At 69.6% G+C, this 13,153-nt stretch carries 10 protein-coding genes and 1 pseudogene; 8 read left to right on the top strand and 3 right to left on the bottom strand.

Annotated features, from left to right (window positions below):
• Positions 1 to 15: 15 nt before the first annotated feature.
• The gene (locus E2C06_RS21710) at positions 16 to 978 is read right to left on the bottom strand and encodes a replication protein RepA (RefSeq protein ID WP_193560488.1); all 963 of its coding nucleotides are present in this window, start codon (positions 976 to 978) and stop codon (positions 16 to 18) included.
• Between the two features lie 945 nt (positions 979 to 1,923).
• On the opposite strand from E2C06_RS21710, the gene E2C06_RS21715 reads away from it, so the two are divergent.
• Positions 1,924 to 2,190 (top strand): hypothetical protein, encoded by a 267-nt coding sequence (locus E2C06_RS21715; RefSeq protein WP_133290709.1) that lies wholly within the window; start codon positions 1,924 to 1,926, stop codon positions 2,188 to 2,190.
• 106 nt (positions 2,191 to 2,296) lie between these two features.
• Here the strand turns inward: E2C06_RS21715 and E2C06_RS40830 are convergent.
• Together E2C06_RS40830 and E2C06_RS21725 are read right to left on the bottom strand one after the other, a co-directional pair.
• Positions 2,297 to 2,709: pseudogene (locus E2C06_RS40830) on the bottom strand (DUF4112 domain-containing protein).
• Positions 2,710 to 3,197: 488 nt separating this feature from the next.
• Positions 3,198 to 4,166 (bottom strand): recombinase family protein, encoded by a 969-nt coding sequence (locus E2C06_RS21725; RefSeq protein WP_133290710.1) that lies wholly within the window; start codon positions 4,164 to 4,166, stop codon positions 3,198 to 3,200.
• Positions 4,167 to 4,731: 565 nt separating this feature from the next.
• Between E2C06_RS21725 and E2C06_RS21730 the strand changes: the two genes are divergently transcribed.
• From E2C06_RS21730 to E2C06_RS21765, 7 genes are all read left to right on the top strand, one after another.
• Positions 4,732 to 5,889 (top strand): hypothetical protein, encoded by a 1,158-nt coding sequence (locus tag E2C06_RS21730; protein ID WP_193560489.1) that lies wholly within the window; start codon positions 4,732 to 4,734, stop codon positions 5,887 to 5,889.
• A 1,086-nt stretch (positions 5,890 to 6,975) separates the two neighbouring features.
• A complete protein-coding gene (locus E2C06_RS21740) occupies positions 6,976 to 8,127 on the top strand; it encodes an acyl-CoA dehydrogenase family protein (protein WP_133290712.1) in 1,152 nt (383 codons plus the stop codon).
• Positions 8,124 to 9,074: a Bug family tripartite tricarboxylate transporter substrate binding protein gene (locus E2C06_RS21745; RefSeq protein ID WP_165982548.1), complete on the top strand. Its 951-nt coding sequence runs from the start codon at positions 8,124 to 8,126 to the stop codon at positions 9,072 to 9,074. The genes E2C06_RS21740 and E2C06_RS21745 overlap by 4 nt, the downstream gene beginning before the upstream one ends.
• A gap of 17 nt (positions 9,075 to 9,091) precedes the next feature.
• Positions 9,092 to 10,195, top strand: coding sequence for an LLM class flavin-dependent oxidoreductase (locus E2C06_RS21750; protein ID WP_133290714.1), 1,104 nt, complete (start codon positions 9,092 to 9,094; stop codon positions 10,193 to 10,195).
• Between the two features lie 126 nt (positions 10,196 to 10,321).
• Complete coding sequence (locus E2C06_RS21755) at positions 10,322 to 11,398, top strand: ABC transporter substrate-binding protein (RefSeq protein ID WP_241671407.1); 1,077 nt, start codon at positions 10,322 to 10,324, stop codon at positions 11,396 to 11,398.
• A complete protein-coding gene (locus E2C06_RS39585; protein ID WP_133290715.1) occupies positions 11,395 to 12,393 on the top strand; it encodes an ABC transporter permease in 999 nt (332 codons plus the stop codon). The genes E2C06_RS21755 and E2C06_RS39585 overlap by 4 nt, the downstream gene beginning before the upstream one ends.
• Positions 12,390 to 13,148: an ABC transporter ATP-binding protein gene (locus E2C06_RS21765; RefSeq protein ID WP_241671408.1), complete on the top strand. Its 759-nt coding sequence runs from the start codon at positions 12,390 to 12,392 to the stop codon at positions 13,146 to 13,148. Before E2C06_RS39585 ends, E2C06_RS21765 begins: the two co-directional genes overlap by 4 nt.
• Positions 13,149 to 13,153: the final 5 nt, after the last annotated feature.

The raw sequence follows: 13,153 nt of genomic DNA on the forward strand, positions 1-13,153 counted from the left end.
TTCGAAAACGGGCAGTCAAACCGTAGCCGGCTGGACTCTTGTGATCGGACTACCGGTGGCAGAGATGATTTTTGGCGCAATCGGTGGGCGCGAGGGCTTCAGTACGAGTCCCTTGCTCTCGAGTTCAACCTCAGCTTCTCGGTAAACAGCCGTGGCGACCTTTAGCGAATCAACGAACCGCATTTTGAAATGCGCTAACTTCTTGTACGAACTACCGAACTGAGCATAAAGCGCTGGCCAGCTGACAGTCCGCGCTTGAGGTAGAACATGGAGCCGGTATGCCAGCCAGCAATAAATGTCGAGTGCTTGGCTGTTGTTGCTGATAGCCCGGATCGCTGCTTCCTCGAGCGGGACGGGGTGCTTTCTTAGTTGCTCGAAAAAGGTCTCTGAAAGTCGTGCTGTCTCGACGAATAGGCTGCCCTGCGCGCTGTCGTCGTCTACGAACATGGCTGCATCAACGATATTTTGGTTCATCAGGCCGGCGCGACCTCCCTGCTGCACATGAAAAGTGAGCCGGCAACGTGAGAGGCGATCAGCCTGCTCACGGACGTCTTTGAAGCTCTTGCCTCCGATTGGGATGCCGAGACGCCCGAGCCAAGCGTGCAGAGAGCGGCCGAGTTCGATATCTCGGGAGTTGGTGCGCAGAGCTTCCGACTGTAGGTAGAGCAGGATCAGGCGCGCCCTCGATCCAAACGGGACTCCACAGAATGATGTGTCGTCGCCAGCAAGGTTTCGACGGCCTGGCTCGACGACAAGTGTGACGCGCTCGGTCTGCACCTTCCAAACTGCATCGTCGGCCAGCCGCTTGTGGGGAAGTGCAGCTTGGCACCAGCCGCTATAGAGGAAGCCGATCCCAGCTTCCTCGTCGCTCATATACGCGATTGCGGCTTCGACAGCGCGACGGTCGGCATCTGTCTCGGCTGCCTTCAGAGCCCCCTGTCGACCCAGCTCCTCAATGAGCTTGTGCACCGCGGCCACAATGCCACTCCTCCAGAGCCATCCGATTCCGCACTGACCAGCACGTTGCCGGGTAAGCCCATGTCACGTCCACTTGGACTCCTGTGATCGGAGAATACTAGGAAAGATATTTGTTATCTCTATTAGTATGCTCACAACAGTCCAGGGGATAACCTGCTAACCTATTGATGGTCGGCGATCTCCATCGCAGGAGTCCAAGGCTTCTATCACAAGAGTTCAGCTTAGCAGCGGTGGGCAACTCCGGGACGTCACGGTGCGCCTTAGCCTTACGCCCACCGCGACTCGGGACCGCGTGAGTCACAAGAGTCCAGCACGCTGTCGCACGGCGCCGGGGCGGATTGGCAGCGGGTCACCCAGGGCATGTGGTCGGCGGCGGCATTCGCAGGGATCACGATCTACAGCGCCGAGCGGGGGGGGGGCGCCTCTCGATGTGGCATGAAACGCCAAATAGCTTCTGGGTCCGGGCGGTCAGTAGAGCAAAAATCACAAGAGTCCAGTCTGCGCTCTCCTCGGAGCAGCGTCACAAGAGTCCAGCCGGGGCAGGGGCGGGCACCACTGGCAAGCTCCTGGGCTGCCAATCCATGAACAGTCCCGACCATCCCCTGGTATGCTGAGAACAACGCCGTCATGATGAGGTCAGGGAGATAGATACTGCACGAGGTCAGCGGCGGCGCGTGGAGGCGTGAGCCGCGCTCCTCTTGCCGATGCGCCCGAGTATGCCCTCGCGCTTCTTGTCGCCACGGTGGGAGCCAGCTAGCCGAGATGGCGAAACTTCGCTTGGCGCTCGACCTCGAACCGACAGGTGGTCAGGACGCGGTACCGTTGGTAAACTCCGTTCCGCGCCCGCCAGACCCGTGGTGACCTGCGACGGCCCAGCTGTTTGCCATCCAAGTCTACTGTGGGAGGGTGCTGGCCGTCGCCGTGGCGAGGCGGTAGGGTAGGGGCATGCGCGACCCCATCCGGCAGGCCGAGCGGCTGATGGCCATCCGCCTGCGCTACACGATTAACACCCACCTGGAGGACCAGGGCGTCACCACGCCGGCGGCGATCGGTGCCGCAGTCGGCCTGCCCACGACCGAGGCGGTGAGCCTGCTGGGCTGCCGGCAGTGGCGCGCCGGCGACGTAGCGGCCCTGCAGGCCGTGGCCAAGCGGCTTGGGCTGGAGGTTGTGCCGCTGGACATCAGCGGCCCGCGGCACAAGACGGAGGCCTGAAGAGCGCGCCTGTCGCGCCTGCCCTCGACGGCTCCAGAGGCGGCGCTGTCTGCCCCATGCTCCCGGCCTCCTCTCGGCGCAGACCGCCACGGCGGGTGGCGGGCGATCAGGCTCCCCGCGCGAGGTGCTTCCGGAGCAGCGCCATGTTGCGCAGGTTGGCCCGGAAGAAGACGTCACCGACCGAACCTGCCACCGGGACCGCGCTGATCACCGCGTCCAGCCCCAAATCGCCGACCGTGCGCAGCGCCGTCCTGGCCGAGACCCTCAGTCGGCGCGACGCCCAGATCAGGGTGGCCGAAGCGCGGTGGACACGACCGGTCTCAGGCCAGGCAGCAGGCTCAGGAGCGCGTCCGCCCCGAAGCGGATCCCGGTGCCGGGGATGCGCCAGCGGCTGTCGAGCAGGTCGGCGATGGCCTCCAGCCGGGCGTGCGAGCGCGCGTCCGTCGTTGCGTGTGGCGCTGCGAAGTGGGCGAGTGTTGCGTTTCCGGATTCGTGTCGTCGCGTAGTGAATCGGGGCATTCGCCCAATATTCGCCCAATATACGTGCCCTGATCGCTGTCGTCGGCTGACCTGGCGACGGTGCGGGGTGTCGTGGTCAGCGTGGCCGCTTGCTGCCGGCCACTCCAGCCCTGGGGCCCCTGGGCTTGCCCCGGACCGGTGCTGCGGAGCGCTGCTTGGTTGGGGCCGGGCTGACGGCGCCGCCTGCCATTCCGTCCTCGCCGGTGTCGACCGCGACGGCAAGGTCGAGCTCCGGGTAGCGCTGCCGGAGATTGCGCGGGGGGGGGGACCTCGCCGCCGAGCTTCAGGATCTCCCAGGGGACGCGGACCAGGTTGTGCAGGTCGAAGGGTATGGCGGGCAACTTCAGCCGCGCGCGGGGCCTTGCAGATCCCAGAGCAGGCCTAAGCCCTGCCCGTGCGATCCTGTGCGAGAAGGAGGTTCGGAGCCGAACCTCCAGGGGTCAGGAGCCCGCCTCGGGATGGTGCCTGAACGGCACCGCCGTTCCCCCTCATGCGCTAGGTGTTCCACGCGGCCGGCGTGCCTCCGGGGACGTCGTGCGCTGCCGCCTCTGGCCGTGGCCCTCCCCGAGTAGGCCGGCTCCGCGGGCGCGGTCGAGCAGGGCCTTGACTGAGGAGGCGGCCCAGGGGCCGCCACTCCGCGGCTGCACGCCCATGCGCGCCAGCTCCGCCCCGACCTCGGCCAGGGTTGCCTTCGGCCGCCCGCGCAGGAAGGAGGCGGCCAGTTCCATGGCGCGCCGCGCCCGCGGATCGCGGCGCGGGCGGCGGGCGGCCCCCTCCAGCAGCGCCGGCTCGGCCAGCTCCTCCTGGACGAAGAGCCGGACGGCGCGCACCAGCCGGTCCCGCGTGAAGCGCCGCCGATCCGGCGGCAGCGCCGCGTTGACGGCCTGGGTGACGTCCTCCCAGGACGTCGCGGGCCGCAGCCGCCGCACCGTGCCGAGCCATTCGTCGGCCCCGGGCAGCAGGTCGGCGAGGCGGGTCCGCTCGCGCGCGGTGGCGAGCTTGCCCAGCACCGCGGGATCGCGCGCCCGCAGGCCGGGATTGCCGCCCACCCGGCCGCTCGCCCGGGCGGCGGCGAGCCCTGCCTTGGTGCGCTCGACGATGAGGGCGCGCTCGAACTGGGCGATGGCGCCCATGATCTGCAGCACCAGCATCCCGCTCGGGCCGGCGGTGTCGATCGGGTCGCCGAGGGAGCGGAAGTGGGCGCCGGCCTCGCGGATGCGCTCGATCACCTGCAGTAGATGGGCGAGGGAGCGGGCGAGCCGGTCGATGCGGACCACCACCAGGGTATCGCCGCGGCGCAGGCGGTCGAGGAGCCGCGCCAGTTCGGGGCGGGCCCGGCTGGTGCCCGAGGCCTTCTCCTCGAAGATCGCGGTGCACCCCGCCGCGCGCAGCGCCCGCAGCTGCGGCTCGAGGTCCTGGCCCTGGGTTGAGACCCGCGCGTAACCCAGCAGCGCCATCGTGTGTCCGTGCCGTTCGGGCGGCTGTTATGCAGCGCAGGGAAGTGGCTGGCAAACGAACGTTTGTGCCGCGCGGAAAACCGGAATTTCAGGGAAAAGGTGCGCCGTCTACCTGCCCCAGGCGCCTTCGGCGGCCTTGTGCTGGCCGAGAAGGATGGGACAGCAGTCAAAAGGCCAGTTGGCACTCAGCACGTGGCGCCAAAGGGTCCTTTGATCGCGCATCAAGAGCCCGCGCCAGTGCCCGGCCACCCGCCCCACCCTGCTGCCGAAGCGCCCGGGGCGGGCGCCGGGGCGCCGTCGTGGGACCACGCTCAAACCCTTGTCGCACCAGCATTCTGCCGCGTCCGGGGCGTCGTGCCGGGGCGTTCGTGACGCGCTGCACAGCGCCTGTCCGGCCGCATTTCCAGCCCTGACAGCAGCCTCGCTGTGATGCCGCGGGTCTTGCCAGGAACCGTGACGCCCTGCGACGAGACACCCAGACGGGGGCTGATTTTGAAAAAAGGATTATTTGAAGTGAAAGCCTGTTCAAGGTAAATCAGCGTGGATTGGGGGAGGGGAGCCACCGGTGTCGCTGCTGTCGAGCAAACGGCCTGACACGCCCCCACACCTCGGAGACCCGGCCCTGCTGGCGGCGCTGTCCGCGGCCAGCGCCGCGCTCGCGCGGCTCGACGCGGCCACCGCCCTGCATCCATTGCGGCCGGCCCTGCTGCACCGGACCCGGCTCGACGCGGCCCGGCGCCAGGCCGCCGCGGACGGGCACCTGATCGATCCCTGGCATCTCGCCGCCACGCTGGAAGGCCTGCCGCTGCGGGCAATGCGGGACAGCGAGTGGGTGAGGGACGCGGGTGCGCTGCAGGACGCTGCGCGCCTTGCCCTCGACTATCACCGCTGGCTCGCCGCACCCGACGCCGACGCGGAGGAGCAGGTCCTGGCTGCCCTGGCCGCGCTCGACGGGCAGCGCCCCTACGGCGTCCCGCTGCTTGATGCCGCCTGGGGCGCCTGGCTCTGGCTCGAGCGCGGCGGGACGCGCCCGCCGCTGCGCGCGGCCCTGGTGCGGCGCTGGGGCAGGGTGGGCGTGCTCCGCGCCCCGCTGCCGATCACCGGGGCGGCCGCGCTCGGGCCTGACCAGTCCTGGGATCCGGCGCTCTGGGTCCGTAGCTTCCTGCGGGCGGTCGTCGCGGAGGCGGGGGCGGCGCTCGACCTGCTCGTCGAGATGGAGCGGCGATGGCTCGCCGCGCGGGCGGTGGTGGCCGCTGGGCGGCGCCGGACCTCGCGTGCGCCCGCGGCGGTGGACCTGCTTGCTGCCATCCCGCTCGTCTCGGCCACGACGCTGGCGGCTGCGCTGGAGATGTCGGTGAAGGCGGCCTGCGCCATTCTCGACGAGCTCGTCCGGCTAGAGGTCGCGGTGGAGGTGACGCACCGCCACAGCCGCCGCCTCTTCGGCCTCGCGGGCCTTGCGCCCCTGCGACAGGCGGCGGCGCCGCCGCGCCGGCCGCTGCCCGGGCGGGGGAGGGGCCGGCCACGCGAGGTGCCGGCCGTGATGGAGGAGCCTCCCGAGGTCCTGCCGTCGCTGCCGCGCGCCGGGCCGCTCGAGCGGCGGGCCTTCGACTACGGCGACCTGGAGGCGGCAATGCAGGCCATGGACGAGGCGATCCGGAGGGCGCGGGCCGGGCTCGCGCGGGTGGCCGGGACCGGGCGGGCCGACGACGACGCTGCGGGGTAAGGGGCCTCGCGTGGCGGTCCGAAGTGACTGAGGTGACGACTGGGATGATGAGGCCAGGCGGCCGCGGACCAGGAGTGGTCCGGCGTTTCCAGAGGAGGTGGCCGGTCGGCGAGAGGCTGAGCCATAGGCAACGCCCTCAGCGATGCGCCGGCCCGATCCTGCGACCAGCGACACAGAGGTGCGGCGACGACTGCGTGATCCGCCTTCGATCCGGACCGCCGGATGGATCCATCACCGCGAGAGTGGCCCAGGCGTGCAGAGTCGCATGAATGAGGACCCGGTCGCGCGATGCAGGCGCCAGTCTCACCATATCGGCGCCCGCAAGCACCTGACCCAACGCGCTTTCTCGTCGCATGAACTCGGAACCGCGAGACTGCGCGAGGGCAGGGGTGTCGTCGGGCGGGTTGTCATTGGACGGATCAGCGGCCTCCAGCGCGGCATACGCGGCGGTGGCTAGCGTACCTGGTGGCGGATCAAGCGGGGTCAGCCGCTGACAGGTGACTGCCAGCCTCTAGTGGACACTCACCCCCAGCCAATCCAATCCTGCTAGGCCTCAGTAACACAGAATGTGATCGGGTTTTCCATATTCCACGCATAAAGAGCGTTTTGTCGGATTGACTTAAAACTAACTCGGATCGCTATATATACCGGTGTTGACGGCGCATTCCGCGCCGAAGCCGCGGGATATGAAGGATGCAGCTTGCACCGCGTCATCAAGCGCTAAAGCGCCATCTTCCGGCCAAGAAGCGGCGTGCCGTTGCCTGTCCGGGGATGCGCTGTCGGCGCTGAGCCTCTCGGGCGCGCAGCGCCCCTCGCTTCATCACAGCCCTTGCTGACCGACGCGTCCGCGCGCCCGGGAGACAGACACATGCATAATTCCCGCCCCATCGAGGTGCAGGGACGCTTCGTCGGCGTCGCTGTTACCCATGCCGCCGGCGCATTTGGCCCCCTTTGGCGCTTCGTAGCCACGGACCCCGTGGTCGAAGACCTCGACGGCGCCACATTCCCGAGCCCGTCAGAAGCCCAGCGCGTGGCAGGACTCGTGCTGGCCCGCAGCAGCGGTCAACCTACCGGAGGAGCGCGGCGATGAACGCCCAGGCCACACCGCTTACGGCCCTGCCCGCGCTGCTGCCGGACATTGCAGCCGCCGCTGTGCGGCACGACCGCGAAGGCTCCTTCCCGCACGACAGCCTCGCTTTGTTGCGCAACGCAGGGCTTCCGGGGTTGACCGTGCCTGCCGCGCTGGGCGGCAGCGGTGCCGGTCTGCGGCTGGCGGCCGAGGCGGTGGCGCAGATCGGCGCCGCCTGCCCCGCGACGGCGCTGGTCCTGGCCATGCAGTATATCAAGCACGCCGCCCTCGCGCGCAGCCCGGCCTGGCCGGCGGCGCTGCGCCAGAGGGTGCAACGTGACGCGGTCACCAGGGGCGCGCTGATCAACGCGCTGAGGGTCGAGCCAGAGCTCGGCTCACCCACGCGCGGCGGCCTGCCCGCGACCGTCGCGCGCCGCACTGCCGAGGGTTGGCTCGTCTCCGGCCACAAGCGCTACAGCACCGGTATCCCCGGCCTCCACTGGCTCGAGGTGCATGGCCGCACCGACGAGGCCGAACCGCGCATCGGCACCTTTTTGGTGTCAGCCGAGGCGCCGGGCATCGAGATCGTCGAAACCTGGGACCATCTCGGCCTGCGTGCCTCCTGCAGCCACGACGTGCTGTTCCGCGACGTGCCGATCCCGGCGGAGCACGCCATCGGCTTGGCCGCGCCCGGCGTGGGCGCCGGGCCGGACGCGACGCAGATGGTCTGGAACACGGTGCTGGTGACCGCGGTCTATACCGGCGTCGCCCGCGCCGCGCGGGACTGGACCATCGGCTTTCTGCACGCCCGCAAGCCGAGCAACCTCGGTGCGTCGCTAGCCACACTGGGGCGCGTCCAGGAATCGATCGGCCAGGTCGAGGGGCTGATTGCCGCGAATGCGCGCATCGCTGAAGCGCTGGCCTTGGCGACCGATGCCGGCCAGCCGCCTTCCACCGCCGAATCCGGCGCGCTGAAGGTGGTGCTAGCGGACAATGCCGTGCGCGCGGTGGAGCTCTGCACGGTGCTGGCCGGCAATCACGCACATGACCGGGCCAACCCGCTGGAGCGGCACTGGCGGGACGTGCAATGCGCCCGCATGCACGCACCGGCCGCGGATGCAGCGCATCTGGCAGCCGGCCGCGCGGCGCTGGCGGAGCGCGCGCCATGATCGCCCGCCGCCTGCTGCTGGGCGCCAGCCTCGCCGCGCCCTTCGTCACCCGGGCGCAGGGCTTCCCTGACCGACCGATCCGCTACGTCTCGCCCTTCCCGCCGGGGGCGACGAACGACAACGTCTCCCGCGTCATGACCCGGGCGCTCGGGCCGCGGCTGGGCGTGCCGGTGGTGGTGGAGAACAAGGCGGGCGCCGGCGGCGCGGTGGGTGCCCGGCTGGTCGCGGAGGCGAAGCCGGATGGCCATACGCTGCTGAACGCCTCGGCCGGCAACCTGACCATCGCGCCGCATCTCTCGGCGGTCGGCTACGACCCACTGCGCGACCTGGCACCCATCGCCTCGGCCGGCGAGGCCTACAGCCTGGTCGCGGTGCATCCCTCGGTCCCGGTGCAGACGCTGCCGGAGCTGATCGCCCTTGGCCGCCGGCGGCCCGGATTCCTGAACTACAGCTCCGCCGGCATCGGCTCGGCCGGCCACCTGCGGGGGGCTCTGCTGGCTGACGAGGGCCGGTTCGAGGCGGTGCACGTGCCCTTTCCCGGCAGCGCGCCGGCGGCCAACAGCGTCGTCGCCGGCGATTGCCACCTCATCATCGACCCGATCGCCGCGCCGCATGTGCAGTCCGGCCGACTGCGGGCCTTGGCGACGCTCGGCCCGGACCGCTGGGACGCCTTCCCGGACCTGCCGACCGCGGGCGAGCTCGGCATCGGCCGCGAATGGCCGGGCAGCGGATGGTTCGGCCTTTTCGCGCCGGGAGGCACGCCGGAGCCGGTGATCGCCCGGCTGAACCGCGACTTCAACGACAGCCTGGAGGAGGCGGAGGTGGCTGCCGCGCTGCGCCGCTTCGGCCTGAAGCCGGAGCCGATCAGCCCCGCGGAGCTCGGCCGGCGCGTCGCCGCCGATCACGCCGCCATCGGTGCCGCGCTGCGCCGCCTCCGCATCGCCTGAACGAGGAGACCTGTCCCATGACCCATCCGCTGCAGTTCATCGGCATGATCGCGCATCGCGCGCAGTCCGAACTTCATCCACCCGCCGGCGCTGTGGTCGATCCCGATTACATCCAGCGCTTCGCCCAGGCGCATGAGGCGGCCGGCTTCGACCGCATCCTGGTCGCCTGGGGCAGCACCGCGCCTGATGCGTTGCTCGTCGCCTCGCACGCCGCTGCCGCGACAAGCCGGATCGGCTTCATGGTCGCGCACCGTCCCGGCTTCATCGCACCGACGCTCGCGGCCCGGCAATTCGCCACCTTCGACCAGCTTTCGGGCGGCCGTGCCGCGGTGCATATCATCTCCGGCGGCAGCTCCGCCGAGCAGCGCAAGGATGGCGACTGGCTCGACCACGCCGAGCGCTATGCCCGGTCGGAGGAATATGTCGCGCTGCTAAAGCGGCTCTGGACCAGCGACACGCCCTTCAGCCATGCCGGCACCTACTACCGCTTTGAGGAGGGTTTCGCCGAGGTGAAGCCGCTCCAGCAGCCGCATATCCCAGTCTTCTTCGGCGGGTCGTCGGATGTCGCCATCGACATCGCCGGCCGCATCGCCGATGTCTACGCCTTCTGGGGCGAGACCCTCGACCAGGCACGGGAGACGATCTCGCGCGTGCGGTCGAGCGTGGCCAAGGCCGGCCGCGACCCGGCGGCAATCCGCTTCAGCATGTCCTTCCGCCCCGTCCTGGCGGCGACCGAGGACGCCGCCTGGGCCCGCGCCGATCGCATCATCGCCCGCATCCGCGAATTGCGTGCGGACGCGGTTGGCTCTGGCGGGCGGAAGCCGGAGAGCATCGGCTCGAAGCGGCTGCTAGAGGCCGCAGCTGGCGGCCGAGTGCGTGATGCGCGGCTCTGGACAGAGGTGGCAGCCGCGGTCGGCGCCGGTGCCAATACCACGGCCCTGGTCGGCACGTCGGAACAGGTGGCGGATGCGCTGGCGGATTACCATGCGCTAGGCGTCGACACTTTCCTGATCCGCGGCTTCGACCCGCTGGAGGATGCGGTGCAGTACGGCGCCGAGCTGCTGCCGGCGACCCGCGCGGCGATCGCGGCCCGCGGCGCCATCGCGGTGGCCGCAGAATGATCACCTTCGACGACCCTCTCCGCAGGCGTCCGGCCTGCCGCGCCTGGCCGATGCCATATCCATTGCGCCGCCCGCAGGCTATCGCCGCGTGGGCCTCGCGCATCCTTCCGACCGGAGATGCCTGAGATGAGCGAGACTTCCTCCCGCCGCACCCTGCTGCGCGCCGCAGGCGTGGCGGCCATGGCTGTGCCGGCCGGTGCGATGGCACCGCTCGGCTTTGCGTCACCCGATCCCTTCGCCGATGCGCCGATCTGCCGTACCGGCGCAAGCAGCCTCGCCGCGGCCGCGGCACCCGGGCCACGCCGCAAATTGAAGCTGACCTGGAACGCCAATGCGATCTGCGTCGTCGGTGTTCCCGTGGCCGCAACGCAGGGCATCTTTGAGCGGCATAACCTGGACGTGGAGCTGATCAACTTCGGCGGCTCCACCGACCAGCTGCTGGAGGCGATCGCCACCGGCAAGGCGGATGCCGGCGTCGGGATGGCGCTTCGCTGGCTGAAGCCGTTGGAGCAGGGCTTCGACGTGAAGATCACCGCAGCCACCCATGGCGGCTGCATGCGGCTCTTCGCCTTACCGGGCAGCGGCATCACGAAGCTGTCGGATTTCAAGGGCAAGGCCCTTGGCGCTTCCGACATGGCAGCGCCGGATAAGAACTTCTTCTCTATCGTTGCCGCCAAGCAGGGGCTCGACCCGGAGCGCGACCTTACCTGGCGCCAATTCCCCGCCGACCTCCTGGGCGAGGCGTTGAAGCGTGGTGACATCCAGGGCTTTGCGCTGGGCGACCCGCTGGCTTCGCTCATCCGCGACCGTGACGGCCTGGTCGAGGTGACCAACAACCTGGAAGGCGAGTACGCGGCTCGGTCCTGCTGCATTCTTGGCGTCCGTGGCAGCCTGGTCCGGCAGGACCGCGCCGCCGCTCGTGCCGTCACCGCGGCGCTGCTCGAGGCGCAGGAATGGGTGCATGCGCAACCGGAGGCGGCGGCGGAGATCTTCGCGCCTTATGCCAGGGCACCTGTGCCGGCGCTGACGGCCATGCTGCGCAGCCACACCCATGGCCACCACCCGGTCGGCAGCGCGCTGCGCTTCGAGCTCGCCGCCTACATCGAAGAACTGAAACTGGTAAAGGTCATGCGGCCGAACACCGATCCTCTACGACTGTCGGACAAGATCTTTGCCGATGTGCTCACGGGGGTGCCGGCATGAGCGCGACGACACTCGGCGCGCGGATCGCCGCACCGGCCGCGCGGGCGCCCGTATGGCCTTCCGGCTGGGCTGCCGGTCTGGCCTGGATTGGCACGGCGGCGCTGATCTCGCTCTGGCCAGATGCCGACGACCTTGGCCGCACCTGGGAACTGGCGGCGCTGGCCGCGGGCTTCGGCGGGGCGATCCTGGTGGGCGCCGTCGCGGCGACCCTGCCGGCGCTTGCCCCCCGGCTCGCCCCGCTGCGCGCCGCCGGGCCCTGGCTGCTGGTGCTGGCTTTGGCACTGGCAGCCTGGGAGCTTGTCACCGCCAAGCTGGATTGGCTGCCGCGGCCCTTCTTCGCAGCGCCGCAATCAATCCTGGAAGTCTTCACCGATGACTATGCCCGGCTCGGCGAAAGCGTCGGCCGCAGCCTGCTGCTGGTAGCGCCGGGCTATGCGCTGGGTGCCGGGGCTGGTTTCCTGTTCGGTGTGGCCATGGGCTGGTCGCGCATCGTCGGCTATTGGGCACATCCAGTGGTGCGGCTGATCGGGCCGCTGCCAGCAACGGCTTGGCTGCCAATCGCCTTCTTCGCCTTCACCAGCAGCCGTGGCGCCAGCACCTTCCTGATCGCCCTGGCCAGCTTCTTCCCGGTGACCGTGCTGACCTGGTCGGGCGTCTCGGCGGTGTCCAAAGCCTATTACGACGTGGCGCGAACCATGGGCGCCTCACCCTGGTTCCTGGTGCGCAAGGTGGCGGTACCGGCGGCGATGCCCTCCGTCTTCGTCGGCCTCTTCATGGGGCTCGGCGCGTCCTTCAGTGTGCTGGTGGTGGCCGAGATGATGGGCGTGAAAGCCGGGCTCGGCTGGTACATGCAATGGGCTCAGGGCTGGGCGGCTTACGCCAACATGTACGCCGCGCTGCTGGTCCTGGCCCTGATGTGCTCCTCCGCCGTCACCCTGCTGTTCCGGCTGCGCGACCACTTGCTTTCCTGGCAGAAGGGGCTGGTCCGGTGGTGAATGGCGCCAGGCTGGACGTGCGCGGCGTCAGCCACGCCTTCGCGCTCGAGAAGCGGGCGCTGCGCGTGCTCGAGGATATCGACTTCACCGCCGAGCCGGGCGAGTTCGTCGCCCTTCTCGGTCCCTCCGGCTGCGGCAAGTCCACGTTGCTGCGGCTGGTGGCGGGGCTGGAGCCGCCAACTGAAGGTCGGCTGCTGGTGGATGGGAAGGAGATCACCGGCACCGATCCCAGCCGCACCGTCATGTTCCAGGACCCGACGCTGTTCCCCTGGCGCACGGTGCGCGGCAACGCCCAGCTGGGCCCCGAGGCCCGCGGCAGCTTGGCGGTGAATGCGCAACGCATCGAGGAAGCGTTGACACTGGTCGGCCTTGCCGGCTTCGCCGAAGCCTATCCGCACCAGCTCTCTGGTGGCATGGCGCAGCGTGCTTCGCTTGCCCGCGCCCTGGTGAACGAGCCGAAGGTCCTGATGCTCGATGAGCCGCTCGGCAAGCTCGATAGCCTGACGCGCTTGGCGATGCAGCGGGAGCTGGTCGCGCTGTGGGAACGCGAGCGCTTCACTGCCCTGCTCGTGACCCACGACGTGGAGGAGGCGCTGCTGCTGGCCGACCGCGTGCTGGTCCTCAGCGACCGCCCAGCTCGCATCCGCGCCGATATCCGTGTGGAACAACCGCGACCACGGCGACGGGATCAGCCAAGCCTTGTGGCACTGCGAGAGGAAATCCTGGGATTGCTCGGCCTGGCCGAGGCCGCATGACGGAG

It is taken from the genome of Dankookia rubra (genome assembly GCF_004355005.1).
GTDB lineage: Bacteria > Pseudomonadota > Alphaproteobacteria > Acetobacterales > Acetobacteraceae > Paracraurococcus > Paracraurococcus ruber_A.

Bases quoted from the DNA above. Each gene is read 5' to 3' on its own strand.
- E2C06_RS21715 (WP_133290709.1), top strand. From the start codon at position 1,924: ATGCGCGACCCCATCCGGCAGGCCGAGCGGCTGATGGCCATCCGCCTG.
- E2C06_RS21750 (WP_133290714.1), top strand. From the start codon at position 9,092: ATGACCCATCCGCTGCAGTTCATCGGCATGATCGCGCATCGCGCGCAG.
- E2C06_RS39585 (WP_133290715.1), top strand. From the start codon at position 11,395: ATGAGCGCGACGACACTCGGCGCGCGGATCGCCGCACCGGCCGCGCGG.
- E2C06_RS21755 (WP_241671407.1), top strand. From the start codon at position 10,322: ATGAGCGAGACTTCCTCCCGCCGCACCCTGCTGCGCGCCGCAGGCGTG.
- E2C06_RS21725 (WP_133290710.1), bottom strand. From the start codon at position 4,166: ATGGCGCTGCTGGGTTACGCGCGGGTCTCAACCCAGGGCCAGGACCTC.
- E2C06_RS21740 (WP_133290712.1), top strand. From the start codon at position 6,976: ATGAACGCCCAGGCCACACCGCTTACGGCCCTGCCCGCGCTGCTGCCG.
- E2C06_RS21745 (WP_165982548.1), top strand. From the start codon at position 8,124: ATGATCGCCCGCCGCCTGCTGCTGGGCGCCAGCCTCGCCGCGCCCTTC.